General features: G+C 64.1%; 21 protein-coding genes and 2 pseudogenes. 19 read left to right on the forward strand and 4 right to left on the reverse strand.

The genetic code is table 11. The features are described from left to right. Positions 1–49: 49 nt before the first annotated feature. Genes IVA98_RS16660 through IVA98_RS16670 form a run of 3 tightly spaced genes read left to right on the forward strand, consistent with a single transcriptional unit; the run spans position 50 to position 3577 of the window. Positions 50–1438 (forward strand): class II 3-deoxy-7-phosphoheptulonate synthase, encoded by a 1389-nt coding sequence (locus IVA98_RS16660; protein WP_247276806.1) that lies wholly within the window; start codon positions 50–52, stop codon positions 1436–1438. Positions 1439–1442: 4 nt separating this feature from the next. Then, the gene (locus tag IVA98_RS16665) at positions 1443–1796 is read left to right on the forward strand and encodes a diacylglycerol kinase (protein WP_247276807.1); all 354 of its coding nucleotides are present in this window, start codon (positions 1443–1445) and stop codon (positions 1794–1796) included. Positions 1797–1819: 23 nt separating this feature from the next. Beyond that, on the forward strand, positions 1820–3577 hold the full coding sequence (locus tag IVA98_RS16670; protein ID WP_247295712.1) for an NAD+ synthase: 1758 nt from the start codon (positions 1820–1822) through the stop codon (positions 3575–3577). A 91-nt stretch (positions 3578–3668) separates the two neighbouring features. On the opposite strand, the gene IVA98_RS16675 is transcribed toward IVA98_RS16670, so the two are convergent. Then, complete coding sequence (locus tag IVA98_RS16675) at positions 3669–4856, reverse strand: DUF2865 domain-containing protein (protein WP_247295711.1); 1188 nt, start codon at positions 4854–4856, stop codon at positions 3669–3671. Between the two features lie 147 nt (positions 4857–5003). After that, positions 5004–5266 (reverse strand): annotated as a pseudogene (locus tag IVA98_RS16680) (hypothetical protein). Between the two features lie 289 nt (positions 5267–5555). Between IVA98_RS16680 and cysS the strand changes: the two are divergent. The 4 genes from cysS (at position 5556) to IVA98_RS16700 (ending at position 9650) form a co-directional block, all read left to right on the forward strand. After that, complete coding sequence (gene cysS, locus IVA98_RS16685) at positions 5556–6941, forward strand: cysteine--tRNA ligase (RefSeq protein ID WP_247335974.1); 1386 nt, start codon at positions 5556–5558, stop codon at positions 6939–6941. Positions 6942–7056: 115 nt separating this feature from the next. Continuing rightward, positions 7057–7548 carry a GNAT family N-acetyltransferase gene (locus tag IVA98_RS16690; protein WP_247295707.1) on the forward strand — a complete coding sequence of 164 codons (492 nt, stop codon included), beginning with the start codon at positions 7057–7059 and terminating at the stop codon, positions 7546–7548. Then, positions 7545–9143 carry a citramalate synthase gene (gene cimA, locus IVA98_RS16695; protein ID WP_247295704.1) on the forward strand — a complete coding sequence of 533 codons (1599 nt, stop codon included), beginning with the start codon at positions 7545–7547 and terminating at the stop codon, positions 9141–9143. Before IVA98_RS16690 ends, cimA begins: the two co-directional genes overlap by 4 nt. A 129-nt stretch (positions 9144–9272) precedes the next feature. Beyond that, a complete protein-coding gene (locus tag IVA98_RS16700) occupies positions 9273–9650 on the forward strand; it encodes a VOC family protein (protein WP_247295701.1) in 378 nt (125 codons plus the stop codon). A gap of 3 nt (positions 9651–9653) precedes the next feature. Here the strand turns inward: IVA98_RS16700 and IVA98_RS16705 are convergent, their stop codons facing one another. Then, positions 9654–10259, reverse strand: a complete 606-nt coding sequence (locus IVA98_RS16705) for an LOG family protein (RefSeq protein WP_247276820.1) — start codon at positions 10257–10259, stop codon at positions 9654–9656. A 201-nt stretch (positions 10260–10460) separates the two neighbouring features. Between IVA98_RS16705 and IVA98_RS16710 the strand changes: the two genes are divergently transcribed. From IVA98_RS16710 to IVA98_RS16725, 4 genes and pseudogenes are all read left to right on the forward strand, one after another. Next, positions 10461–12419: an ABCB family ABC transporter ATP-binding protein/permease gene (locus tag IVA98_RS16710; protein ID WP_247295698.1), complete on the forward strand. Its 1959-nt coding sequence runs from the start codon at positions 10461–10463 to the stop codon at positions 12417–12419. A gap of 72 nt (positions 12420–12491) precedes the next feature. Next, a pseudogene (locus IVA98_RS16715) lies at positions 12492–13205 on the forward strand (phosphatidylserine decarboxylase); the annotation flags it as partial. Positions 13206–13291: 86 nt separating this feature from the next. Further along, positions 13292–14176, forward strand: a complete 885-nt coding sequence (locus IVA98_RS16720) for a CDP-alcohol phosphatidyltransferase family protein (RefSeq protein WP_247295693.1) — start codon at positions 13292–13294, stop codon at positions 14174–14176. Positions 14177–14292: 116 nt separating this feature from the next. Beyond that, the gene (locus tag IVA98_RS16725; RefSeq protein WP_247295692.1) at positions 14293–15012 is read left to right on the forward strand and encodes an RraA family protein; all 720 of its coding nucleotides are present in this window, start codon (positions 14293–14295) and stop codon (positions 15010–15012) included. A gap of 17 nt (positions 15013–15029) precedes the next feature. On the opposite strand, the gene IVA98_RS16730 is transcribed toward IVA98_RS16725, so the two are convergent. Continuing rightward, the gene (locus IVA98_RS16730; protein ID WP_247295690.1) at positions 15030–15323 is read right to left on the reverse strand and encodes a hypothetical protein; all 294 of its coding nucleotides are present in this window, start codon (positions 15321–15323) and stop codon (positions 15030–15032) included. Positions 15324–15423: 100 nt separating this feature from the next. Here IVA98_RS16730 and IVA98_RS16735 point away from each other — a divergent pair, with 100 nt between their 5' ends. The 8 genes from IVA98_RS16735 (at position 15424) to IVA98_RS16770 (ending at position 24995) form a co-directional block, all read left to right on the forward strand. Then, positions 15424–16248, forward strand: a complete 825-nt coding sequence (locus tag IVA98_RS16735; protein WP_247355223.1) for an SDR family NAD(P)-dependent oxidoreductase — start codon at positions 15424–15426, stop codon at positions 16246–16248. Between the two features lie 198 nt (positions 16249–16446). Next, entirely contained in the window at positions 16447–17220 is a 774-nt protein-coding gene (locus tag IVA98_RS16740; RefSeq protein WP_247295686.1) for a motility protein A, read from the forward strand. Between the two features lie 23 nt (positions 17221–17243). Then, positions 17244–18074 carry an OmpA/MotB family protein gene (locus IVA98_RS16745; protein ID WP_247295683.1) on the forward strand — a complete coding sequence of 277 codons (831 nt, stop codon included), beginning with the start codon at positions 17244–17246 and terminating at the stop codon, positions 18072–18074. A 172-nt stretch (positions 18075–18246) separates the two neighbouring features. Next, on the forward strand, positions 18247–20145 hold the full coding sequence (locus tag IVA98_RS16750; RefSeq protein ID WP_247295681.1) for a potassium transporter Kup: 1899 nt from the start codon (positions 18247–18249) through the stop codon (positions 20143–20145). Between the two features lie 138 nt (positions 20146–20283). Beyond that, positions 20284–22206, forward strand: a complete 1923-nt coding sequence (locus tag IVA98_RS16755; protein ID WP_247295679.1) for a potassium transporter Kup — start codon at positions 20284–20286, stop codon at positions 22204–22206. Positions 22207–22361: 155 nt separating this feature from the next. Next, complete coding sequence (locus IVA98_RS16760) at positions 22362–22688, forward strand: rhodanese-like domain-containing protein (protein ID WP_247295677.1); 327 nt, start codon at positions 22362–22364, stop codon at positions 22686–22688. Positions 22689–22695: 7 nt separating this feature from the next. Next, positions 22696–23877 (forward strand): aminotransferase, encoded by a 1182-nt coding sequence (locus tag IVA98_RS16765; RefSeq protein WP_247295675.1) that lies wholly within the window; start codon positions 22696–22698, stop codon positions 23875–23877. 5 nt (positions 23878–23882) lie between these two features. After that, entirely contained in the window at positions 23883–24995 is a 1113-nt protein-coding gene (locus IVA98_RS16770) for a polyamine ABC transporter substrate-binding protein (protein ID WP_247295673.1), read from the forward strand. The last annotated feature ends 57 nt before the right edge of the window (positions 24996–25052 follow it).

Below are 25052 nucleotides of genomic sequence, written 5' to 3' on the forward strand. Positions count from 1 at the left end.
TCGCAACCCACAGATCAGGTTGCGCTTTTTGCTTCACGGAGAGATTGCGATGTCCGAGCGGTGGACGCCCGAGTCCTGGCGCAGCAAGCCGGTGCTACAGGTGCCCGACTATCCTGACGCCAAGGCCTTGGCCGACGTCGAGGCGCAGCTTGCGACCTTTCCGCCGCTGGTATTTGCCGGCGAAGCGCGCAATCTGAAGAAGGCGTTGGCACGGGTTGCGGCCGGCGAGGCCTTCCTGCTCCAGGGCGGCGACTGCGCTGAGAGCTTTGCCGAGCACGGCGCCAACAACATCCGCGACTTTTTCCGCGTGCTGCTCCAGATGGCGGTGGTGCTGACTTACGCCGGCGCCGTCCCCGTGGTGAAGGTCGGCCGCATCGCCGGCCAGTTCGCCAAGCCGCGGTCGTCGCCGACGGAAAAGGTGAACGGCGTCGAGCTCCCGAGCTATCGCGGCGACATCGTCAACGACATCGCCTTCACCAAGGAAGCGCGCGTGCCGGACCCGCAGCGCCAGCTGATGGCCTACCGCCAGTCGGCCGCGACGCTGAACCTGCTCCGCGCCTTCGCCACCGGCGGTTTCGCCAATCTCGGCAGCGTGCATCAATGGATGCTCGGCTTCCTCAAGGATAGCCCGCAGTCCCGCCGCTACAAGGAATTGGCCGACCGCATCTCGGACGCGCTCAACTTTATGCGCGCCTGCGGCCTCGATCTCGAAAGCCATCCCGAGCTGCGCGCCACGGATTTCTACACCAGCCACGAGGCGCTGCTGCTCGGCTACGAGCAGGCCCTGACCCGCGTCGATTCCACCACCGGCGACTGGTACGCGACCTCGGGCCACATGATCTGGATTGGTGACCGCACCCGCCAGCTCGATCACGGGCATATCGAGTATTTCCGCGGCATCAAGAACCCGATCGGGCTCAAATGCGGCCCGTCACTCAAGCCCGACGAACTGCTGAAGCTGATCGACGTGCTCAACCCCGACAACGAGCCGGGCCGGCTGACGCTGATCGGCCGCTTCGGCTCCGACAAGATCGGCGAGCATCTGCCCAACATGATCCGCGCCGTGCAACGCGAGGGCAGGGTGGTGGTCTGGTCCTGCGATCCCATGCACGGCAACACCATCACCTCGACGTCGGGCTACAAGACCCGCCCGTTCGACCGCATCCTATCCGAGGTGAAGTCGTTCTTTGCGGTCCACGCCGCGGAAGGCACCCATGCCGGCGGCGTGCACCTGGAGATGACGGGCCAGGACGTCACCGAATGCCTCGGCGGCGCCCGCGCCATCACCGACGAGGATCTCAACGACCGCTACCACACGGTCTGCGATCCACGTCTCAATGCTGAGCAATCCATCGACATGGCTTTCCTGATTGCCGAGCTGCTGAAGCAGGAACGCGCCGGCAAAGCCAGGCCGATGCCCGCCGCAGCGGGGCTCTAGAACCTTGCTGCGAATTTGGAAGGCGACGATCAATTCCCGGAACGGTCTGGCCTTTGCGTTCCGCTCGGAGCAGGCCGTCCGCGAGGAGATCTTTGTGCTCCTCCTGTCGCTGCCGCTGGCCTGGTTCATCGGCGCGACCGCGATGCGCGCGGTCGAGCTGGTCTGTGCAGTCGCCTTCGTGCTGGTCGTCGAGCTGCTCAACACCGCAATCGAAAAACTCGCCGACCGCCTGACCATGGACCACGACAAGCAGATCGGCCGGGTCAAGGACATGGGCTCGGCCGCCGTCGGCGTTGCGCTGCTGATGGCCGGCGCGTTCTGGATCTTTGCGCTCATCGAGCGATTGGGTTTCGTCTAGCGACGATCGAACAAGGGCGGTCCATGACCGAACGTCTCAACGCATTCGCGGTCACGCTCGCCCAGCTCAATCCGACCGTGGGCGACATCGAGGGCAATGCTGCGAAGGCACGCTCGGCGCGCGCGCGAGCCGCCGCCGACGGTGCCGACCTCGTGCTGTTTCCGGAATTGTTCATCGCCGGCTATCCTCCGGAGGACCTGGTGCAGAAGCCGGCGTTCCAGGCCGCCTGCCGCGCCGCGATCGAAAGCCTCGCGCGCGAGACCGCGGACGGTGGTCCGGCGATGCTGGTCGGCACGCCCTGGGTCGAGGAGGGCAGGCTTTACAATGCCTGTGCGCTGCTCGATGGCGGCCGTGTCTCCGGCTTACGCTTCAAGTGCAATCTGCCGAACTACGGCGTGTTCGATGAGAAGCGACTGTTTGCGCGGGGACCCGCAGCAGGACCCGTGACCGTGCGTGGCGTGCGCATCGGGGTGCCGATCTGCGAGGACATCTGGCTGGAAGAGTCCGAGGACTACGAAAACCTGGTCGAGACGCTGGCGGAGACTGGCGCCGAGATCATCCTGGTGCCGAACGGCTCGCCTTACGCCCGCGACAAGAATGACGTTCGCCTGTCGGTCGCCGTGGCGCGCGTCACCGAAAGCGGCCTGCCGCTGGTCTATCTGAATCAGATCTGCGGGCAGGACGAGCTCGTGTTCGACGGAGCGTCCTTCGCGCTCAATGGCGACCTCTCGCTTGCGGCGCAATTACCGGCGTTCGAGGAGAGCATGGTCACGCTGCGCTTCACCAGGAATGGTGACGACTGGCGCTGCACCGGGCCGATCGCCGAGCAGCCCGAGGGCGACAAGGCCGATTATGCCGCCTGCGTGCTGGGCCTCCGCGATTACGTCGCCAAGAACGGCTTTCCGGGCGTGCTGCTCGGCATTTCCGGCGGCATCGATTCCGCGCTGTGTGCGGCGATCGCGGTCGATGCGCTCGGCGCCGATCAGGTGCATGGCGTGATGCTGCCTTATCGCTACACGGCACCACACTCGATTGCGGATGCCGGCGAGCTCGCGGGCCATCTCGGCATCCGCTACGAGGTTTTGCCGATCGCCGAAGCGGTGAACGGGTTCGAGACCATCCTGTCCGGCCTCTTCAAGAATCTGCCGCCAGATATCACCGAGGAAAATCTTCAGGCCCGCACCCGCGGCACGCTCTTGATGGCGATCTCCAACAAAACCGGCTTGATGGTGGTGACGACAGGCAACAAGTCGGAAATGTCGGTCGGCTACGCCACGCTCTATGGCGACATGAACGGCGGCTTCAATCCGATCAAGGACATCTATAAGACGCAGGTGTTTCGGCTGGCGACACTGCGCAATTCCTGGAAGCCGGAGGGCGCGCTCGGACCGGCCGGGGAGGTCATTCCGCCGGATATCATCACGCGCCCGCCGACCGCGGAATTGCGCGAGAACCAGCGTGATGAGGACTCGCTGCCGCCCTACGATGTGCTCGATGCCGTCCTGGAACGTCTGGTCGAACGCGAGGAGCCACTTGATCACATCATCGCAGCCGGCTTTGACCGCGAGACGGTCACCCGCATCGACCATCTTCTCAACGTCGCCGAATACAAGCGCCGCCAGGCCGCGCCCGGCGTGAAGGTGACGGCCCGGTATTTCGGCCGCGATCGCCGTTATCCCATCACGAACAGATTCCGCGACAAGGGCGAGCCGTTGCCGGCGGCAGATGAGGCGCTGGTGACGCGCGGCAGCAAGGCGTCTATCGACGCGTTCGAGGGGTAGGAACCTAGCTCGGCCGGATGGACGAACGCTCTCCCCACATAACACGCTGTTATCATCCGCGAAGGCGGATGCATGACAGTTGAGTTTGTGACTACTTCTGCTGCTGCGGCAGGAAGGTCGGGCCGACTGAACGGATCGGCTTGTTCTCGGAGTTAGCGGTGGTGGGGGTATCTGCCGGCGGCGTCGTGGCCGGCGTATTGGCCGTCGTCGGCGCCGAAGCTGCGCCCTTCTTGGCATTCGCGGGCGTGCCCTTGTTGAGCCGCTGCTGCTGCATCTTCCTGGCGCTCTCTTCGGTGACGATGATGTCGCCCTGCTGCTCGACTGCGGCCTTGTCGTCCGCCGATTTCAACGCGTCCGCCCAGGTCTGGCCTGCGGCCTTGCAGGAGCAGGATGGGTTGAACTCGCTGCGGAACTTGAACGCTGTCGGCAGCGCCGTGTAGGGCTGGCCGCCGATCGAGACCGCCGAGTTCATGTCTTCGCCGGGATTGCGATGGGTGTAGAGCACGGCTTCCGCGGCCGGGCACAGCGCCTTGCAGGTTTTCTCGTCGTCGGGAAAGCGCGCCGGCACGGTCGCAAACGAGATCGGGAAATAGGCGCCGTCGCAAGTGCGCACGCACACGGTGCGAAAGGTGCCGGATTGCGGGCCGAGATCGGCGGGCGGAACGGCTTGCGGATTGCCCGCGTTATTGCCGCCAAACAGATTGCTGAGGAAGTTGCCGCCGCCTTGCGACTGCGCCGCGTTGGCATATTGCGGGCCGCAATTGTTCTGCGCCAGCGCCGCCAGCACCGAGCGGCGCTGATTGTCGCGCTCGGGGCTGAAGCCTCCCGGGCCACCGCCGCGCAGGCGCTCGAGATTGCCAGTGATCTGATCCAGATTGGCGCGCATCTGCTGGATCTGGGTGTTGACCGGGCCGCATTGCGCGGATTGGCCGCTGAACAGGGAGAAGAAGCCGGAGGAATCGCAGCCCATGCGCTTGGCCTGCATGGTGACGCGATCGAGCTCGGCCTGCTGGCGGGTCTGGGAATCCTGGTAGCGGCGGATCTGCTCTTCGCGCGCGGGGTCACCACCGCCGCCGCGGTCGAGTGCGGCGAGCTGGCCTTCCAGCCGCACGCACATCGGATTAGAGCCGAGCCCGTTCTGGCCGGGCTGAGGCGGCGGTCCCGGAGGGCCGACCTGCGCGAAAGCGCCGGTGGCGAGCACGACCGTGCTCAAGAGCACGGTGCAGACAAGGAGGAAGCGGGCACGGGGCAGGGACAACAATTCAGGCATATCCGCCATTCTAGCGAGGTCACGGCCCAATGTGACTTGGGAAACCGAAGTGACTTGAGGGCCGAAGCGCGCCCTCCCATAGCCGCTTCCTGCGGCATCGTCACGTCGTTTCAGGGGCCAAAGATTGGGCCTAAGGCCCGCCAGTTCCGAGCGAATTCAGCGCTGGCAGGTGATTGCGACATATTCGTCGCAACGGCCATGGGAGCAGTTTGCGCCGGATTTGGGACGGAGCCGGTAATTTCGTCGGGATCGACCCGGCGATAGGCCGAGGCCTGGGCAAAATCCCGTGACTGGCAATAGGTGCGCGCGATCCCATAGCCGTCCGCCTGGTTGACAATGATGAAGACGCGCGTCTCGGCGTAAGCGCTGGCTGCCGTAAGGGTGGCGGCGCACAAAATCAGCGCGAGCAAGGATCGCATGAAAATACCCGTGAGAAAAATGGAACCGCCAGTTCCAGAATGGGCTCAAGTGGTTAAGGATCATGAACCAGCAGGGCGAGGCGCGCGCTTTGCGGAGATAAAGCGGCGTTTTCGCGGCTCTCTTGACGCGGAGCCGCCTCATAGCCCATATGTGGCCGCATGAACGGTCTCCTCGCCATTTGCGCCATTTGCCGCGAGATTACGAGCTAGCGATTCGCTGGCTGGAGCCGTCTTTTCTCAAAAACATTGAGAGCCTTGGACGCCCGGCCAACAGCCGACGGGTATCCATATGGAATTGCGCCTCTACGATACGCTGAGCCGGGAAAAGCGGACCTTTGTACCGCTCGATGCGAACAACGTGCGCATGTATGTCTGCGGACCGACCGTCTATGACTTCGCCCATATCGGCAATGCGCGACCCGTGATCGTGTTCGACGTGCTGTTTCGGCTGCTGCGCCATCTCTATGGCGAGGCGCATGTCAAATATGTCCGCAACATCACCGACGTCGACGACAAGATCAACGACCGCGCCGCGCGGGATTTTCCCGGCCTGCCGCTGAACGAGGCGATCCGCAAGGTCACTGAGGAGACGGGCCGGCAGTTTCATGCCGACGTCGATGCGCTGGGCGCGCTTCGACCGAGCGTCGAGCCGCGCGCGACCGAGCATATCGGCGAGATGCGCGAGATCATCGAAAAGCTCGTCGCCGGCGGCTTTGCCTATGTCGCTGAGGATCATGTGCTGTTCTCGCCGCAGGCAATGAACGCGGCCAATGCCGGCCTGCCGCGCTACGGCGCGCTGTCCAATCGCTCGCTGGACGAGATGGTCGCCGGCGCCCGCGTCGATGTCGCGCCCTACAAGAAGGGCAACACCGACTTCGTGCTGTGGAAGCCGTCAAAGCCGGGCGAGCCGTCATGGCCATCGCCGGCGGGCATCGCCGCGCAGGGACGCCCGGGCTGGCACATCGAGTGCTCGGCAATGGCCTGGAAGCATCTCGGCGAGCATTTCGACATCCATGGCGGCGGTATCGATCTCGTGTTCCCGCATCACGAGAACGAGGTCGCGCAGACCTGCTGCGCCTTCCACCAGCAGCGCATGGCGAACTACTGGATGCATAACGGCTTCCTGCAGGTCGAGAGTGAGAAGATGTCGAAGAGTCTCGGCAACTTCATCACCATCCATGAGCTGCTGGCGGATTGGCCGGGTGAGGTGCTGCGTCTGAACATGCTGAAGACGCATTACCGCTCGCCGATCGACTGGACCATGAAGTCGCTGGAGGAGAGCGCCAAGACGCTCGACGACTGGTATCGCGTTGCGGCCGACGTCGAACCCGGCAGGCCGGCAGCATCCGTGGTCGAGCCGCTGCTGGACGACCTCAACACGTCCCTTGCGATCGCGGCGCTGCACGGCTTGCGCGGCAGCGACGTGAACGGCTTGGCGGGATCGTTGCGGCTGCTCGGTTTTCTCTCCGAGAGCGCTGCGCAATGGGAAGGCCGCAAGCAACAGGCGAGCGGCATCGATGCGAAGGAAGTCGAACGCCTCATCGCGGAACGGACGGCCGCCCGTCGCCGTAAGGACTTTGGGGAGTCCGATCGTATTCGAAATGAGCTTGCCGCGATGGGAATCGAACTCGTGGATCACAAAGACGGCACGACTACCTGGAAGCTTAAGCGATGAAGCGGCCCGACACGCCTTTTCCGCGGCACTGGCTCTACTACATCGCGCTGAAGATCGCACTGCTCGGCGCGGCCGTGGCGATCGTGCTGAAACTCTATGGGATGTGGTGAGGACGATGGGACAGACTTTGCCAAAGCCCGCACTTAGGCCCTTCCTGCCTGATGATGTGCCGGTGCTCGCCGCGATCTTCACCGCCAGCATCGAGGAGCTGACCGGCGACGATTATAGCGAGGCGCAGCAGCAGGCCTGGATGGAGACGGCGGAAAGCGAAGAGTTCGGCAAGGGGCTCGCCGCCGACCTGACCCTGGTCGCGACGCTGGAAGGCTCGCCCATCGGTTTCGCCTCGCTGCGCGGCAACGATCATATCCGCATGCTCTATGTGCATCCCGGAGTGAGCGGGCAGGGCGTTGCGACCATGCTGGTCGATGCGCTGGAGAAGCTTGCCGGCGGTCGCGGTGCGACGAGCCTGTCGGTCGATGCCAGCGACACCGCACAGGGCTTCTTCGCCAAGCGCGGCTACACCGCCCAGCAGCGCAACAGCGTCGCCATCAATGACGAGTGGCTCGCCAACACCACCATGAAGAAGACGCTCGGAGCGCCGCAATGAGCAAGGAGCGTCTCTATCTGTTCGACACCACGCTGCGCGACGGCGCGCAGACCAACGGCGTCGATTTCACGCTGGCCGACAAGCAAGTCATCGCGGCGATGCTCGATGATCTCGGCATCGATTATGTCGAGGGCGGCTATCCCGGCGCCAATCCGCTCGATAGCGAATTCTTTGCGACCAAGCCCAAGCTTAATCATGCGCGCTTTACCGCCTTCGGCATGACGCGGCGGGCCGGGCGCTCGATCTCCAACGACCCTGGTGTGGCCGGGCTGCTGGAAGCAAAGGCCGACGCGATCTGCTTCGTGGCGAAGTCATCGGCCTATCAGGTGCGCGTTGCGCTGGAGACGACGAAGGAGGAAAACCTCGCCTCGATTCGCGACAGCGTCGCGGCCGCGAATGCCGCCGGCCGCGAGGTGATGCTCGACTGCGAGCACTTCTTCGACGGCTACAAGGAAGACGCGGCGTTCGCGCTCGCCTGCGCCAAGGCCGCCTATGAGGCCGGCGCGCGCTGGGTGGTGCTGTGCGACACCAATGGCGGAACCATGCCTGACGAGGTCGAGGACATCGTCACCGAAGTGACGAAGCACATCCCCGGCGATCACGTCGGCATCCATGCCCATAACGACACCGAGCAGGCGGTGGCCAACTCGCTCGCTGCGGTGCGCGCCGGCGCACGGCAGATCCAGGGCACGCTGAATGGCCTTGGCGAGCGCTGCGGCAACGCCAATCTCTGCTCGCTAATCCCGACGCTGAGGTTGAAGAAGGGCTTTGCCGACGCCTTCGAGATCGGCGTCACAGCCGAGAAGCTGGCAACGCTGGTCAAGGTCTCGCGCACGCTCGACGACATGCTCAATCGCGTGCCGAACCGGCATGCGGCCTATGTCGGCGAGAGCGCCTTCGTCACCAAGACCGGCATTCACGCCTCCGCCGTGCTGAAGGATCCACAGACTTACGAGCACGTCCTGCCGGAATTGGTCGGCAACCACCGCAAGGTGCTGGTCTCCGACCAGGCCGGACGCTCCAACGTCATTGCCGAGCTCGACCGCGCCGGCATTCCTTACGAGAAGAGCGATCCGAAGCTGACGCGCCTGGTCGAGGAATTGAAGGCGCGCGAGGCGGCGGGCTACGCCTACGAATCCGCAAACGCCTCGTTCGAGCTCCTGGCGCGCCGGACGCTCGGGAAGGTGCCGCACTATTTCGAAGTCGAGCAGTTCGACGTCAATGTCGAGCAGCGCTACAATTCGCATGGCGAGCGCGTCACCGTCGCTTTGGCTGTGGTCAAGGTCGACGTCGCCGGCGAGCGCCTGATTTCAGCCGCCGAGGGTAACGGTCCCGTCAACGCCCTCGACGTCGCCTTGCGAAAGGATCTCGGCAAGTACCAGACCTACATCGAGGGCTTGAAACTGATCGACTATCGCGTGCGTATCCTGAACGGCGGCACCGGTGCGGTCACGCGCGTCCTGATCGAAAGCGAGGACGAGAACGGCGATAGCTGGACTACGGTCGGCGTGTCTCCGAACATCATTGACGCTTCGTTCCAGGCGCTGATGGATTCGGTGATCTACAAGCTGGTGAAGTCGGGGGCGCCGGCGTAGCTATCAGGGAGTCATTCCGGGGCGGTCCGCAGGGCCGAACTAAGGTGCGCAATTGCGCACCTGAGAATCTCGAGATTCCGGGTTCACGCTTCGCGTGCCCGGAATGATAGCGGAGAGGGGGAGCGACCAATGATTGACCACATTTCCGTCGGCGTCAGCGATCTCGATCGCGCCGCAAAATTCTACGAGGCCGCGCTATCCGCGCTCGGCCTCACGCGCCTCGTGACGCGGCCGCGGACGGTCGGCTTCGGCAAGGCCTATCCGGAGTTCTGGATCAACTTGCGCGAGGGCATGCCGCACGTCCCGCCGGAGAGCGGCGTGCACATCTGCCTGCGGGCGAAGACGACTGATGAGGTCGATGCGTTTCACGCCGCCGCGCTGTCCGCCGGCGGTGCCTCCGATGGCGCGCCGGGCTTTCGCCCCCACGATCGCGTGCGCTATTATGCGGCGTTCGTGAGCGATCCCGACGGCAATCGCATCGAGGCGGTGACGTTTCCGAGCGCGTAATCCTTACAGCCGGCGTGCCACTTCCGGAGCCATCTGCTTTTCCGCCTCGGCGACCTGGGCGGCGGCTGCCTTCAGCTTCGGTAGAATATCCTCGACGCGATCGGCTTTGAGGATGTCGATCGACAGGCCGGCGCGGATGAACTCGGTCTGGCGCATATGCGACAAGAGCGAGAACAGCGGCTCCCAGAAATTGTCGATGTTGGCGAGCAGCACCGGCTTGGCGTGACGACCGAGCTGCTTCCAGGTCATCTGCTCGACCAGCTCCTCCAGCGTGCCGACGCCGCCCGGCAGCGCCACGAAGGCATCGGAGCGTTCGAACATCAGCCGCTTGCGCTCATGCATGTCGGGGGTGACGATCATCTCCTGCACTCGCGTCAGCGCGTTCTCGCGCAGCCGCAGGAAGTCGGGGATGATGCCGGTGACGGTGCCGCCGTGATCCAGCACGGAGGTCGCGACCGCGCCCATCAGGCCAAGCGAGCCGCCGCCATAGACCAGGCGGATGTTGTTCTCGGCGAGCGCCTTGCCGAATGCCTTGGCACCTTCGGTAAAGTTGGGATTGGTTCCGGGGCCGGAGCCGCAATAGACACAGACGGTTTTGATTGTGCTCATTGGTGCCATGATGCATTGCAGCGAAGAGGCGTCAAGTCCAATCGGTGATTCGGGACTCCCGCAAATCTACCGGCAAATAGCGACAAACAATCGAAGATTCGCCATCTGGCGGGGTGCGCTGGCATCGGGAAGGCTCTATATGACGGGCGAAAATCGAAAATCGTAACGCCGCCCGCATCCGGCGGGCTTTCAGGCTTTTTGATGGACCAACCTCAATCGTTCGACGGAGCCGACGTTCCTGATCCTCCCGCGGGGGAACGGCTGGAGCGGGCCACGCTGATGGGCACGCTGGCGCATCTGTGGCCCTATATCTGGCCGGGCGACCGCTTCGACCTGAAGATGCGGGTGGTCTGGTCGCTGGTGCTGCTGCTCGCCGCGAAGCTGATCACGCTTGCGGTGCCGTTCAGCTTCAAATGGGCGACGGACGCGCTGACCGGCGCCAACACGGCGCCGGTGCAGGCGGACAATTGGCAGCTCTGGGTGATCGCCCCGCCGCTACTGCTGACCGCGAGCTACGGCGCGATGCGCATCCTGATGGCCGTGCTGACGCAATGGCGCGACGGCATCTTCGCCCGCGTCGCCATGCATGCGGTGCGCAAGCTTGCGACCATCACCTTCATTCACATGCACGAGTTGTCGCTGCGCTTCCATCTCGAGCGCAAGACCGGCGGCCTGACGCGGGTGCTCGAGCGCGGCCGCGAGGGCATCGAGGTCATCGTGCGCATGGTGATCCTGCAGCTGATCCCGACCATCGTCGAGGTCTCGCTGCTGATGGCCGTGCTGCTCTGGCAGTTCGATTGGCGATACGTGGTCGCCACTCTGATCACGGTCGCGCTCTACATGTATTACACCTACATCGCGACCGAGTGGCGGATCGGCATCCGCCGCAAGATGAATGATTCCGACACCGAGGCGAACACCAAGGCAATCGACTCGCTGCTCAACTACGAGACCGTCAAATATTTCAGCGCGGAGGCGCGCGAGGCCCAGCGCTATGACAGGTCGGTGGCGCGTTACGAGGAGGCGAGCGTCCGCACGTATACTTCACTCGCGGTGCTCAATACCGGCCAGGCCGTGATCTTCACGCTCGGCCTGACCGCGACCATGCTGATGTGTGCGATCGGCGTGCGCAACGGCACCAACACGGTCGGCGATTTCGTGCTGGTCAACGCCATGATGATCCAGCTCTACCAGCCCCTGAACTTCATGGGCATGGTCTATCGTGAGATCAAGCAGGCGATCATCGACATTGAGAAGATGTTTGGTGTGCTGGGCCGCGAGGCCGAGATCAAGGACGCGCCCGATGCGCAGCCGCTGGTCGTCTCTGCCGGCACGGTGCGCTTCGACGACGTGCGCTTTGCCTATGAGCCGACGCGGCCGATCCTGAAGGGCATCAGCTTCGAGGTGCCGGCCGGCAAGACGGTCGCGATCGTCGGCCCCTCGGGTGCGGGCAAATCGACGATCTCGCGGCTGCTATTCCGTCTCTATGACGTCTCCGGCGGAAAGATCCTGATCGACGGCCAGGATCTCCGCGACGTCACGCAGGCTTCGCTGCGCGCGTCCATCGGCATGGTGCCGCAGGACACCGTGCTGTTCAACGACACCATCCGCTACAACATCCGCTACGGCCGCTGGGACGCCAGCGATGTCGAGGTCGAGGAGGCGGCGCGGCTGGCACAGATCGACCATTTCATCCGCTTGGCGCCGATGGGCTACGAGACCCAGGTCGGCGAGCGTGGCCTGAAGCTCTCCGGCGGCGAGAAACAGCGCGTCGCGATCGCGCGCACAGTGTTGAAGGCGCCGCCTATCCTGGTGCTCGACGAGGCTACCTCGGCGCTCGACACCCACACCGAGCACGAGATCCAGGGCGCGCTTGACCGCGTGGCCAAGAACCGCACTTCGCTGGTGATCGCGCACCGGCTCTCGACTATCGTCGGCGCCGACGAGATCATCGTGCTGGATCAGGGCCGTATCGCCGAGCGCGGCACCCACGCAAAGCTGCTCGCACAGGGCGGCCTCTATGCCAGCATGTGGAACAGGCAGCGCGAGGCCGAGGCGGCGCGGGAGAAACTGGCCAAGATGGCCGACAGTAGCGAGGCGCCCAACCGGGAGCCGCCGCCGGTCAATGATTCCCTGACGGCGCCTGCGGCGGCGGAGTGACCTTGTCTCGGGTGCCAACTCTGGCCTAAACAACTCCACCGCGCGGGACGGCCCCGTGCGCCGTCAACCCTTCAGCGGCAGAGAGCGATGTCCATTCTCGATTCGATCCAGCGTCAGATCCCGCCGATCCACAAGGAGGGCTATCCCTTCATCGGCGGTTTCGCGCTGGCAAGCCTGATCCTATTCTGGCTGTGGTCCCCTCTGGGGTGGATCGGCACGATCCTGACCGTGTGGTGCGCGCTGTTCTTCCGCGATCCCGTCAGGGTCACTCCGGTGCGCGAGGGGCTCGTGGTGTCGCCGGCTGACGGCCGCGTCTCGATGATCACCATGGCGCTCCCCCCGGCCGAGCTCGGGCTCGGCGACCGGCCGTTGCCGCGCATCTCGGTGTTCATGAGCGTGTTCAACTGCCACGTGAACCGCAGCCCGATCGCGGGCAGGGTGGACCGTATCGCCTACCGGCCCGGCCTGTTCATCAATGCCGAGCTCGACAAGGCGAGCGAGGACAATGAGCGCAACTCGCTGGTGATCACGACGCCCACGGCGCGGATCGGCGTGATCCAGATTGCCGGCCTCGTGGCCAAGCGCATCGTCTGCTTTGTCAAGGAAGGGCAGGCGATTGGCGCCGGTGAGCGCTTCGGTCTTATCCGCTTCGGCTCGCGGCTCGACGTCTATCTGCCGGTCGGTACCAAAGCGCTGGTATCGGAAGGGCAGACCGCGATCGCCGGCGAGACGATTTTGGCCGATCTTGCCGGGGACGACCCCAGCCGCACCTATCGCACCAATTAACCAATAAGTCGTTCCAGGGAACGTTCCGCCGCAATGGCGGAGGGGAGCGCGGCTTGCTATATCTCGCTTTGAGGTGAGGACGAGCCATGACGCCCTACGATTTCAAAGATCCTGACGCGCGCCGGCGGCGGTTCCGTCCGATTCCGGTGCGGATGCTGGTGCCCAACGTCATCACGCTGCTGGCGATCTGCGCCGGCCTGACCTCGATCCGGCTGTCGATTGAGGGGCGGATGTCGCTCGCGGTCTATGCCATCGTGTTCGCGGCCGCGCTCGACGGCATCGACGGCCGCATCGCGCGCATGATCAAAGGCCAGTCCAAATTCGGCGCCGAGCTCGACAGCCTCGCCGATTTCGTCAATTTCGGCGTTGCGCCCGGCCTGATGTTGTATTTCTGGCAATTGCACGAGCTCGGCAATGCCGGCTGGATTGCCGCGATGGTGTTCGCGATCTCGGGCGGCCTGCGCCTGGCGCGCTTCAACGCCACCATGGACGATCCGAACAAGCCGGCGTTTGCGGCCAACTTCTTCACCGGCGTGCCGGCGCCGGCCGGCGCGATCACCGTGCTGCTGCCGATCTATGTCGCGTTCCTCGATTTCGGACGCTGGCCCGCGGCGGTAACGGCAGCCTACACGCTCTTGATCGCCTTCCTGATGGTGTCGCGCCTGCCGGTGTTCTCCGGCAAGACCAAGCGCATGCGCGTGCCGCCCGAGCTGGTGCTGCCGGCGTTCGTCGCCGTCATCGTCTTCATCGCGCTGTTGATCGCCTATCCCTGGCACGTGCTGTCGATCGGCACGGTGCTCTATCTGCTCTGTCTGCCGCTCGGCTACAAATCCTACCGCGATCAGGCGCGGGCGATGGAAACCACCGCGCCGGCGGGAGGTGAGGTCGCGTCACCGCCTTCGGCGCCGACGCTGGCGAATTTGTCCGAGCCGCCGCACGACGACGACGACCGGCCCGGACGGCTGCACTAAGCGGCCACACGCGGATATCTGCCATGAGTCCCGCTGAGTTGGGTTGATGCCTGATCTCGGCTATATCGCCCTGCGGCACCGCGCCAACAGCGGCCGCCAATCTGGGAGAGAACGCCGTGACCAATTCCGCGACCGGGCCGCTGCCCGCTTCCGTCCTCGAAGCGCTGGGCCGCTATGATACGCCGACGATCTGCAATGCCATGGAGATCGTGGCGCCCGAGCGCCGGCTGATCGGCTACACCACCAAGCAGCTTGTTTGTCCGTTCCCCGATCTGCCGCCGATCGTCGGTTATGCCCGCACGGTCACTATCCGCTCGGTGCTGAAATCCTCGCTTCCTGCTGAGGAGCAGTCCAAGCGTCGCATCGACTATTACGAATATGTCGGCACCGGCCACGGTCCGCGCATCTCGGTGATCCAGGACATCGACGGCCCCGACGTTGGCTACGGCGCGTTCTGGGGCGAGGTGCAGAGCAACGTGCACAAGGCGCTGGGCTGTCTCGGCGTCATCACCGACGGCTCGATCCGCGACATCCCGCAATGGGCTCCGGGCTTCCAGGCCTTGGCAGGCTCGATCGGGCCGTCGCATGCCTGGGTGCATGCCGAGAGCTTCGGCGGCGAGGTGCGTGTCGCCGGCATGACCGTCAAGTCGGACGACCTGATCCATGCCGACCAGCACGGCGCCATCGTGATCCCGATCGACGTCGCGGCAAAGTTGCCCGAGGCAGCCGAGCTCTGCGGCCGCCGCGAGACCCCGATCCTCGAGATCGCTCGCAGTCCCGACTTCTCGCTGGAGAAGCTGAAGGCGGCGCTGAAGCGCTCGGCGGAGATTCACTAGACGCGCGACGGAGCGGCCTACGGTCGCGGCGCCGACCGTGGGCCGCCTTGTTCCGTCAGAAACAGGGCGGCCTGATCCGGCTCGCCGAACACCGCGGCGGCGCATCCGATCAGGGTGAAGCCGCCCGCAAGATCCCACAGGGTGATGTCCTCCGCATTGTCCGGGAGATGAATCAACCGCGCCGCGATCATGGCGAAGCCGGCCTCGACAAAAAGCAGGGCGCTGAACGCCGGCAGCACCAGCTCCGGCTCGAGCAGATGCAGCGCCAGTACCGCCGGCAGCGCAGTGAGAAGACTGAACAACGTCAACATGGCAAATCGGCTCCTGCGATGGAGCATGCCGCATAGCTACAGAGTACCGCATGATGGCGCGTCACGGATGTGACGCAGGGCCGCAGTTGGAGGACGCGCAATGAGGATGAAGGGCAAGACGGTTCTGATCACCGGCTCGACCGACGGCGTCGGCCGCTACGTTGCAGGCCGGCTGGCCAAAGAAGGTACGAGGGTCCTGATCCATGGCCGCGACGCGGCGCGTGCGAAGACCTTGAGCGACGAGATCGTGAAGGCCGGCGGTATCGCGCCGACTTTCTACCAAGCCGACCTGTCATCGATGTCGGGCACGCGTGCGCTCGCGGAGGCCGTGAAACGTGACCACCAGCGCCTCGATGTCCTCGTCAGCAATGCCGGCATCGGCTCGCAGAATGACGGCCCGCAGCGGCAGGTCAGTGCCGAGGGGCACGAGCTGCGATTTGCCGTGAACTATCTCGCCGGTTTCCTGCTCGTCCATCTGTTGCTGCCATTGCTGAAGGCGGCCGCGCCGTCGCGCATCGTCAACGTCGCCTCGCTCGGCCAGCACCCGATCGAGTTCGACGACGTCATGATCACCAGGGGCTACAGCGGTTCGCGCGCCTATGCGCAGAGCAAGCTCGCTCAGATCATGTTCACGATCGATCTGGCGCAGGAATTAAAGAGCACCGGCATCACCGTGAACGCGCTGCATCCCGCGACCTACATGAACACCACGATGGTGCGCGCCGGCGGGATCACTCCGATGTCGACGGTCGAGCAAGGCGGTGCAGCCATCCTGCACCTTGTCGCGGGCGACGACGTCGCTGATAGAAGCGGATTGTTCTTCAACGGTATGAACGAGGCACGCGCAAATCCGCAGGCCTACGACGCCGACGCGCGCAAGCGCCTGCGTGCGCTCAGCCTGGAGCTGACGGGGTTATCGTCCTAGCGACCGTTATGGTTAGCGAAGTGTTGAGATTCCCGCCGCCCACCGGCAATCGCTGCGCCTGCGGCGCGCCGTACCTCGCTGTCCAGACTTAACCTTTACGCGGCTTTAAGGGCGGCGCTCTAGGGTTCCGATGCGGTTCGGGGTTGGGCCGCGCCAGCGGCCAGGACGGCCGTTGTCGTGTACGCATTGGAGTCTCCCATGGATATCATGACGAGCGTCGGGCTCATTGCGGGCACCATCGTCATCGTTGCGATGATCTTCATGGGCGGCGATCTCCACATGTTCATCTCCGAACATGCGATGATCATCATTTTCGGCGGCTCGATCTCCGCCACCATGATCCGCTTTCCCCTCAGCGCGCTCCTGCATGGGCTTCCGCTCGGGGCCAAGTTCGCTTTCACCATGAGCCGCCTGTCGGCCCACGACCTCGTTGACGAGCTCGCCCGCATCGCCGAGATCGCCCGCAAGCAGGGCCCGGTCGGCCTGGAAAAGGTCGAGACCGACGAACCCTTCCTCGCTAAGGGCATCCGCTACGTTGCCGACGGTTACGACCTCGACTTCATCCGCGACAATCTCGAGCGCGACCGTGACAACTTCCTGATGCACCTCGATGAGGGCAGCAAGATCTACCGTGCGATCGGCGATTGCGCCCCGGCCTTCGGCATGATCGGCACACTGATCGGCATGGTGCAGATGTTCGCCAACATGACCGACCCTTCCAAGCTCGGCCCGTTCATGGCGACCGCGTTGCTCGCGACCCTCTACGGCGCGCTCGTCGCGAACCTGTTCTGTCTGCCGATCGCCGACAAACTTCACGGCAAGCTGCTGGATGAGGAGACTAATCGCACCCTGATCATCGACGGCATCCTGATGATCCGCGACTCCAAGAGCCCGACCTTGGTGCGTGAAATGCTGCTGGCCTATCTGCCGGAGAAGCACCGTCAGGCCGACGGCGAGCCGGTGCCGGCCTGATCGCGCGCGCCGGGATCTAGACCATGGCCAAGAAGAAACGCGGCGATGCGCACGGCGGCGGTCACGGCTGGTTCGTGACCTTCGCCGACCTGATGGGCCTGATGATGAGCTTCTTTGTGATGCTCGTCGCGTTCTCGACCCAGGACGCCAACAAGTTGAAGATCGTGGCCGGATCCATGCGCGACGCCTTCGGCGTGCAGAGCGAAGCGCGCTATGCCGGCATCGTCGAATCCGACGGTCTGCCGACGCGGCCGCGGCTGAAGAACGTCGACCACATCCAGCCCGAGGACGCCTCCAACACGCCGACGCCTGACCAGGATGATCGCGACCGTACCTCGGGGGCGAAGATCAAGGTCGACCGCAATTTCGCGCTCGCCGCGGCCTCGCTGCGCCAGGCGTTGCAGGACATGCCGGAACTGACGGAAATGTCCAAGCACATCATGTTTGAAGAGACCAAGCAGGGCCTCAACCTCGAGATCGTCGACCAGGATGGCCGCTCGATGTTCGCCGACGGCTCCAAGGTGCCTTACGACCGCACCCGCCGCTTGGTCGAGAAGCTCGCGATCCCGCTCAAGGCGACGCCGCTCCGCGTCTCCATCGCCGGCCACACCGCGGCGGGATTTGTGCCGGTCCGCAGCGACTACGGCGCCTTCGACCTGTCGGCCGACCGCGCCAATGCCGTGCGCCAGATCCTCGAACGCGAAGGATTGCCGCCGTCGCACATCTTCGCTGTCTCGGGCAAGGCGGACACCCAGCCGCTGTTTCCGGACGATCCCTCGCTCGCGGCCAATCGGCGGGTGACCATCACCCTGATGCGCGAAGATCCGCCACTGCCGCCGAATCTGAAGCCGTAGAGGACTTGCGCTACCATCTTACCTGAGGCATCTCGTCGCGCTGGGGCGAGCGTGACCGCGCCGTCACAGCATCGGGCTCAGCGCCTGCTATGGTGGTGAGCCGGTTGACAGGCCCGCCGGAAGCGTCAAAAGGCGCCGGATCAAATTCAGGGACGAAGCGTTCTCCACCCTCATGACGGCGAGCATCACATCGACCGAGACCCAGGAAGGGCCGGTCACATCAGGTTTTTGGGCCCTTACGCTCGGGAGCATCGGCGTCGTCTTCGGCGATATTGGCACCTCGCCGCTCTACGCCTTCCACGAGGCGGTCAGAGGCGCGGCCCATGGCGAGCCGGTCTCGCGGGTTATCGTGCTCGGCGTGCTCTCGCTGATCCTATGGGCGCTTCTGATAGTCGTCACCGCCAAATACGTCCTGCTGCTGCTGCGCGCCGACAATAACGGGGAGGGCGGCACGCTCTCCCTGATGGCACTCGGCCAGCGTGCGCTCGGGCGGCGGAGCTGGTTCCTGCTCGCGCTGGGCGTAGTCGGCGCCTCCATGTTCATCGGCGATTCCATGATCACGCCGGCGATCTCGGTGCTCTCGGCGGTCGAGGGTCTCAAGCTCGCGACCCCTGCGTTCGAGCACTACGTCGTGCCGCTCACGGTGCTCATTCTCGCACTGCTGTTCGCCGTGCAGAGCAAGGGCACCGCGCTGGTCGCCTCGGCCTTCGGGCCGGTAATGGTGGTCTGGTTCACCGTCATCGCGGTGATGGGAGCTGTCCACATCGCCGACGACCCCTCGGTGCTGGCGGCGATTAATCCCTATTACGCGGTGCAGTTCGTGCTGTCGCACGGCACGATCGGCCTTGTCACACTCGGCGCCGTGTTCCTGGCTGTGACCGGGGGCGAGGCGCTCTATGCCGACCTCGGCCATTTCGGGCGCAAGCCGATCCAGTCGGCCTGGATGTTCTTCGTGCTGCCCGCGCTCTTGATCAACTATTTCGGGCAGGGCGCGCTGGTGCTGTCCGATCCCAGCGCGATCGAGCATTCCTTCTATCGCATGGTGCCTGAAAATCTAGTGCTGCCGCTGGTCGGGCTTGCGACTGTCGCAACGGTGATCGCGAGTCAGGCGGTGATTACGGGCGCCTATTCGCTGGTCTATCAGGCGGTGCAACTCGGCCTGCTTCCTCGCTTCGAGGTGCGCTACACCTCGGAGACCCATGCTGGCCAGATCTATCTGCCGCGCGTGAACCGGCTGCTGCTGATCGGTGTGATGCTGCTGGTGCTGCTGTTCCACACCCCCAGCAATCTGGCTTCGGCCTATGGCATCGCAGTCTCCACCACCATGGTCGCCGACGGTATCATGGGCTTCATCGTGATCTGGAAATTGTGGAACTGGCGCGCCGCCACGGCTGCGGCCGTGATCATGCCCTTCGTCGTCGTCGACCTAAGCTTCTTCAGCGCCAATCTGCTCAAGCTGCTCGAAGGCGCCTGGGTGCCGCTGCTGTTCGGCGTCGCCATGGCGGGGACGATTTGGACCTGGCGAAAAGGCTCGGGGATCCTGATCCAGAAGACGCGCCGGATCGAGGTGCCGCTGGACGACCTGATCCGGAGCCTGGAGAAGCGGCCGCCGCACATCGTCAAGGGCACGGCCGTATTTCTGACCAGCGATCCGTCGTTCGTGCCGACGGCGCTGCTGCACAATCTCAAGCACAATAAGGTGCTGCACGAGCACAACGTGATCCTGACCATCGAAACCGCCCATACGCCGCGGGTCGACCTGTCCGAGCGATTCCGCATGGAAAAGATCAGCGACAAGTTCTTCAAGGTCCGCCTGCGCTTCGGCTTCATGGAGCAGCCGAACGTGCCGAAGGCGCTCGCGATCGCGCGCAAGCAGGGTTGGCAGTTCGACATCATGTCCACGTCATTCTTCGTGTCGCGGCGATCGCTGAAGGCCTCGGCCCAGTCGGGCATGCCGCTGTGGCAGGACCACCTCTTTATCGCGCTGAGCCGGTCGGCCAACGACGCCACCGACTATTTCCAAATTCCCACGGGGCGCGTGGTTGAAGTGGGGACCCAGGTCACCATCTAAATGCAACTGCCGGAGCCATGCAAATTTGCATGCCTAAGGTCCGGAATCGGGCTATGCTATGCCGGTAGCGCAGGACTATAAGCCGCGCGCCCTTCCGCCATTGTGCAGTGAAGCATTTAGAGGCCACCAGGCTCTCCCATGACAAGCGACGTAGCGATTTCCGCCCCGGAAACGGCGGCGGCCAATGGCGATGCCCATACCACTGCCCGTTTCGGCGCGCTGGCGCTCGGCAGCATCGGCGTCGTCTATGGCGACATCGGCACCAGCCCGCTCTACGCATTCCGCGAGGCCGTGATGGCGGCTTCCGGGGCGGAGGGGCTACCGACACCGGCGGCCGTGCTCGGCGTGCTGTCGCTTATCGTGTGGGCGCTCATCGTCGTGGTGACGCTCAAATACGTCGTGATCCTGCTCCGCGCCGACAATAATGGCGAGGGCGGCACGCTGGCGCTGATGGCGCTGGCCCAGCGCGCCGTCGGAACCGGCGGAGCGACCGTCGTCCTGCTCGGTATCATCTCCGGCGCCCTGTTCTACGGCGATGCCGTGATCACGCCCGCACTTTCGGTGCTGTCAGCGATCGAAGGCATGAAAGACGTGACGCTGCGGTTCGAGCCCTACATCGTGCCGCTGACTGTGGCGATCCTGGTCGGCCTGTTCGCCGTGCAGTCGCGCGGCACCGCCCGGGTCGCCGCCTTCTTCGGCCCGATCATGTGCGTCTGGTTTGCGGTGATCGCCGCGGCGGCGGTCCATCCGATCATCGCGCAGCCGCAGGTGCTGTACGCGCTGAACCCGCTCTACGCCGTGTCATTCATGCTTCAGCATGGCGTCATCGGCTTCGTGACTTTGGGCGCGGTGTTCCTGGCGGTCACCGGTGCTGAGGCGCTCTATGCCGACCTCGGCCATTTCGGCAAGCGGCCAATCCAAGCGGCCTGGCTGTCTATCGTGCTACCATCGCTGGCGCTGAACTATCTAGGGCAGGGGGCGCTGGTCCTCAGCGATCCCGGGGCGATCGTGAGTCCGTTCTTCCAGCTCTTCCCGCAAGGTTTTGTTCGCGGCAGCATGGTGGTGCTTGCCACCATGGCCACGGTGATCGCGAGCCAAGCCGTCATCACCGGCGCCTATTCGCTGACGCGCCAGGCGATCCAGCTCGGGCTGCTGCCGCGCTTCGAAATTCGCCATACGTCAGAGGCCCATTCCGGCCAGATCTTCATCCCGCGCATCAACCAGCTGCTGCTGGTTGCGGTGGTGCTGCTGGTGCTCCTGTTCCGCTCCTCCAGCGCGCTCGCCTCGGCCTACGGCATCTCCGTCACCGGCACTATGGTGGTCACGGCGATGATGGGCTTCGTCGTGATCTGGAAGGTCTGGCGATGGTCGCCGTTCGCCGCCGCCGCGCTCATTGTGCCGTTTCTGTTCCTCGACCTGACCTTCCTCGCCGCGAACCTGCTGAAGGTGTTCGAGGGCGGTTGGGTGCCGCTGGCGCTCGGCGCGCTCATGATCATCCTGATGTACACGTGGCGGCGGGGCAGCCGGCTGCTGTTCGAGAAGTCGCGCAAGCTCGAATTCCCGCTCGCCGACCTCGTGGCGATGCTGGAGAAAAGGCCGCCGCAGCGGGTGCCCGGCACAGCCGTGTTCCTGACCTCGGACCCACTCAGCGCGCCGACGGCGCTGATGCATAGTCTGAAGCACTACAAGGTGCTGCACGAGAAGAACGTCATTCTCACCATCGACACCGCGCAGACCCCGCGCATCGACCCGGCCGACCGGGTGCGACTGGAGCAGATCTCACCGACCTTCTCAAAGGTGACGCTGAAATTCGGCTTCATGGAATCGCCCAACGTGCCCAAGGCGCTGGCGATCGCGCGCAAGCTCGGCTGGCAGTTCGACATCATGTCGACCTCTTTCTTCCTGTCGCGGAGGGCGCTGAAGCCGGCGGCCCATTCCGGTATGCCGCGCTGGCAGGACCGACTGTTCATCTCGCTGAGCCGCTCGGCGAACGACGCCACCGACTATTTCCAGATCCCCTCCGGCCGCGTGGTCGAGGTTGGAACGCAGGTCACGATCTAGGCAGGCAACCGACGCTGCGCTTCAAGTCGATGCGATTTAGCTTTAACTTGCGCCGCTCAGCTCAAGCCATTGTAGCGCTTGATTTTCGTCGGCCGAGAGGCGAGGTTGCCGCCGGCCGGGTGCCCCGGCCAATAGGCGCGACGTTGGAGGATGATGTGGCAAATCAGGTACAGGATCTGACCCCGGACGAGGTCTCCAAGGGTGTCGCGGAAGGCCGCTATCTGCTGGTCGATGTCCGCGAGCCGAACGAGGTCGAAGCCGAGGCCTATCCTTACGGCCTCGTGGTTCCGCTCTCGACCTTCGATCCCAAGGCGATCCCCGATCCCCAAGGCAAGCAGGTCGTGTTCGCCTGCCGATCGGGCAAGCGCTCGGTGACCGCCTCGCTCGCGGCGCAGGCGGTGGGCCTGCCTTACGACAAGCATCTGGCCGGCGGCATGCTGGGCTGGAAAGCGGCCGGTCTTCCCAGCAAGGTGGGCGGCTGAGCTCGCGATGACGACCAAGAGCTCGTCGCTGAACAAGGTCTTCGCCGACCTTCCCGTCACTATCTTCGAGGCGATGTCGCAGGCCGCGCGCGACAATGCCGCAATCAATCTCGGCCAGGGTTTTCCTGACGATCCCGGCCCCGAGGACATCCGCCGGGCCGCGGCCGATGCCTCTCTGCACGGCTACAACCAGTACCCTTCGATGATGGGCCTGCCGGAGCTGCGTCAGGCGATCGCAACCCATTACGGGCACTGGCACGGGCTCAAGCTCGATCCGATGAGCGAAGTGATGGTGACCTCCGGGGGCACCGAGGCGCTGACCTCGGCAATTCTCGCGGTGGTTCAGCCCGGCGACGAGGTGGTCTGCTTCCAGCCAGTCTATGATTCCTACCTGCCGATCATCCGACAGGCGGGCGGCGTTCCGCGCCTCGTCCGGCTCGAGCCGCCGCACTGGCGGCTGAATGAGGACATGCTGAAAAGCGTCTTCAATTCCAAGACCAAGGCGGTGCTGTTCAACAACCCTTTGAATCCCTCCGCGGTGGTGTATCCGCGCGAGGACCTCGAGCTACTGGCGCGCTACTGCCAAAAATTCGACGTCATCGCGATCTGCGACGAGGTCTGGGAGCACGTCACGTTCGACGAGCACAAGCACATCCCGCTGATCACCATCCCCGGCATGCGCGAGCGCACGATCAAGGTCGGCTCGGCCGGCAAGATCTTCTCCCTGACGGGGTGGAAGATCGGCTTCGTCTGCGCCGCGCCGCCGCTCTTGCGCGTCGCCGCCAAGGTGCACCAGTTCTTGACCTTCACCACCGCGCCGAACCTCCAGGCCGCCGTCGCCTACGGCCTCGGCAAGCCCGACGACTACTTCCTGTCGATGCGCAAGGACCTGACGCGGAGCCGCGACCGTCTCACCAAAGGGCTGGAGAGCCTCGGTTTTCCCGTGCTGAGGTCGCAAGGCACCTACTTCCTCACGGTCGATCTGTCGCCGCTCGGGCTGAACGAGAGCGATACCGAGTTCTGCTGGCGGATCGTGAAGGACTACAAGGTGGCGGCGATCCCGGTGTCGGCCTTTTACGAGCAGGACCCGGTGACCTCAGTGGTGCGCTTCTGCTTTGCCAAGAAGGATGAGACGCTCGACACAGCACTCGAGCGGCTGTCGGATGCGGTGCGCGGGCGCAAGAGGTAAGGAAGATGACGAATGTCGGCCGCTTCAGGCTTTGCTTCGCTCTCGCAATCGCCGCAGCGCTGACGTTGCTCTCCGCCCCTGCAAGTGCGGAGGAACGGGTCGTCAACTTCTACAACTGGTCCAACTACATGGCGCCGGAGGTCCTTGAGAACTTCACCAAGGAAACCGGCATCAAAGTGGTCTACGACACCTTCGATGCCAACGAGACGCTGGAGACGCGCCTGATGGCCGGCAAGTCGGGCTACGACGTCGTGGTGCCCACCGCCTATTTCCTGCAGCGCCAGATCAAGGCCAATATCTTCCAGAAGCTCGACAAGTCGATGCTGCCTAACTTGGCCAACGCCTGGCCTGTGGTGACCGAACGCCTCGCGATCTATGATCCCGGCAATGTCTACGCCGCCAACTACATGTGGGGTACGACGGGCATCGGCTACAATGTCGCCAAGGTGAAGCAGATCCTGGGGCCGGATGCGAAGATCGACAGCTGGGACATCGTCTTCAAGCCCGAGAATTTGACCAAGTTCAAAGATTGCGGGGTGCACATGCTCGACTCCGCCGACGATATCTTTCCGGCAGCGCTGAACTATCTCGGGCTCGATCCGAACTCGACCAAGCAGGCGGACCTGGAGAAGGCTGCCGACGTCGTGGCAAAAGTCCGCCCGTCCGTGCGCAAGTTTCACTCCTCCGAATACTTAAGCGCGCTCGCCACCGGCGAGATCTGCTTCGTGGTCGGCTGGTCCGGCGACATCATGCAGGCCCGCGCCCGCGCTGCGGAGGCCAAGAGTGGCATCGAGATCGGCTATGCCATTCCGAAAGAGGGTGCACAGATGTTCTTCGACAATCTCGCGATCCCCGCGGACGCCAAGAACGTCAAGGAGGCTTACGAGCTGATCAACTATCTCTACCGCCCCGATGTTGCCGCCAAGAACTCGGACTTCCTGTCCTACGCCAACGGCAACCTCGCCAGCCAGAAACTGGTCAACCCAAAGATTTTGAACGACAAGAACATCTATCCGGACGAGGCGACGCTTTCGAAGCTCTTCGTCATCACCGCGCGCGAGCCGGCGACGCAGCGCATCATCAATAGACTCTGGACCAAGGTGAAGACGGGGCGGTGAGGAGCACGCCCATCATTGCGAGCGAAGCGAAGCAATCCAGAATCTCTCCGCGGAAGC

This window comes from Bradyrhizobium sp. 160, from assembly GCF_023073735.1.
Classification (GTDB): domain Bacteria; phylum Pseudomonadota; class Alphaproteobacteria; order Rhizobiales; family Xanthobacteraceae; genus Bradyrhizobium.

Coding starts and splice junctions, on each gene's coding strand:
- IVA98_RS16730 (WP_247295690.1), bottom strand. CDS start 15,323: ATGTTGACGTTGTTCAGTCTTCTCACTGCGCTGCCGGCGGTACTGGCG.
- IVA98_RS16710 (WP_247295698.1), top strand. CDS start 10,461: ATGGACCAACCTCAATCGTTCGACGGAGCCGACGTTCCTGATCCTCCC.
- IVA98_RS16755 (WP_247295679.1), top strand. CDS start 20,284: ATGACAAGCGACGTAGCGATTTCCGCCCCGGAAACGGCGGCGGCCAAT.
- IVA98_RS16720 (WP_247295693.1), top strand. CDS start 13,292: ATGACGCCCTACGATTTCAAAGATCCTGACGCGCGCCGGCGGCGGTTC.
- IVA98_RS16660 (WP_247276806.1), top strand. CDS start 50: ATGTCCGAGCGGTGGACGCCCGAGTCCTGGCGCAGCAAGCCGGTGCTA.
- IVA98_RS16765 (WP_247295675.1), top strand. CDS start 22,696: ATGACGACCAAGAGCTCGTCGCTGAACAAGGTCTTCGCCGACCTTCCC.
- IVA98_RS16675 (WP_247295711.1), bottom strand. CDS start 4,856: ATGGCGGATATGCCTGAATTGTTGTCCCTGCCCCGTGCCCGCTTCCTC.
- IVA98_RS16745 (WP_247295683.1), top strand. CDS start 17,244: ATGGCCAAGAAGAAACGCGGCGATGCGCACGGCGGCGGTCACGGCTGG.
- IVA98_RS16690 (WP_247295707.1), top strand. CDS start 7,057: ATGGGACAGACTTTGCCAAAGCCCGCACTTAGGCCCTTCCTGCCTGAT.
- IVA98_RS16705 (WP_247276820.1), bottom strand. CDS start 10,259: ATGAGCACAATCAAAACCGTCTGTGTCTATTGCGGCTCCGGCCCCGGA.
- IVA98_RS16735 (WP_247355223.1), top strand. CDS start 15,424: ATGAGGATGAAGGGCAAGACGGTTCTGATCACCGGCTCGACCGACGGC.
- cimA (WP_247295704.1), top strand. CDS start 7,545: ATGAGCAAGGAGCGTCTCTATCTGTTCGACACCACGCTGCGCGACGGC.
- IVA98_RS16740 (WP_247295686.1), top strand. CDS start 16,447: ATGGATATCATGACGAGCGTCGGGCTCATTGCGGGCACCATCGTCATC.
- IVA98_RS16700 (WP_247295701.1), top strand. CDS start 9,273: ATGATTGACCACATTTCCGTCGGCGTCAGCGATCTCGATCGCGCCGCA.
- IVA98_RS16750 (WP_247295681.1), top strand. CDS start 18,247: ATGACGGCGAGCATCACATCGACCGAGACCCAGGAAGGGCCGGTCACA.
- IVA98_RS16670 (WP_247295712.1), top strand. CDS start 1,820: ATGACCGAACGTCTCAACGCATTCGCGGTCACGCTCGCCCAGCTCAAT.
- IVA98_RS16770 (WP_247295673.1), top strand. CDS start 23,883: ATGACGAATGTCGGCCGCTTCAGGCTTTGCTTCGCTCTCGCAATCGCC.
- cysS (WP_247335974.1), top strand. CDS start 5,556: ATGGAATTGCGCCTCTACGATACGCTGAGCCGGGAAAAGCGGACCTTT.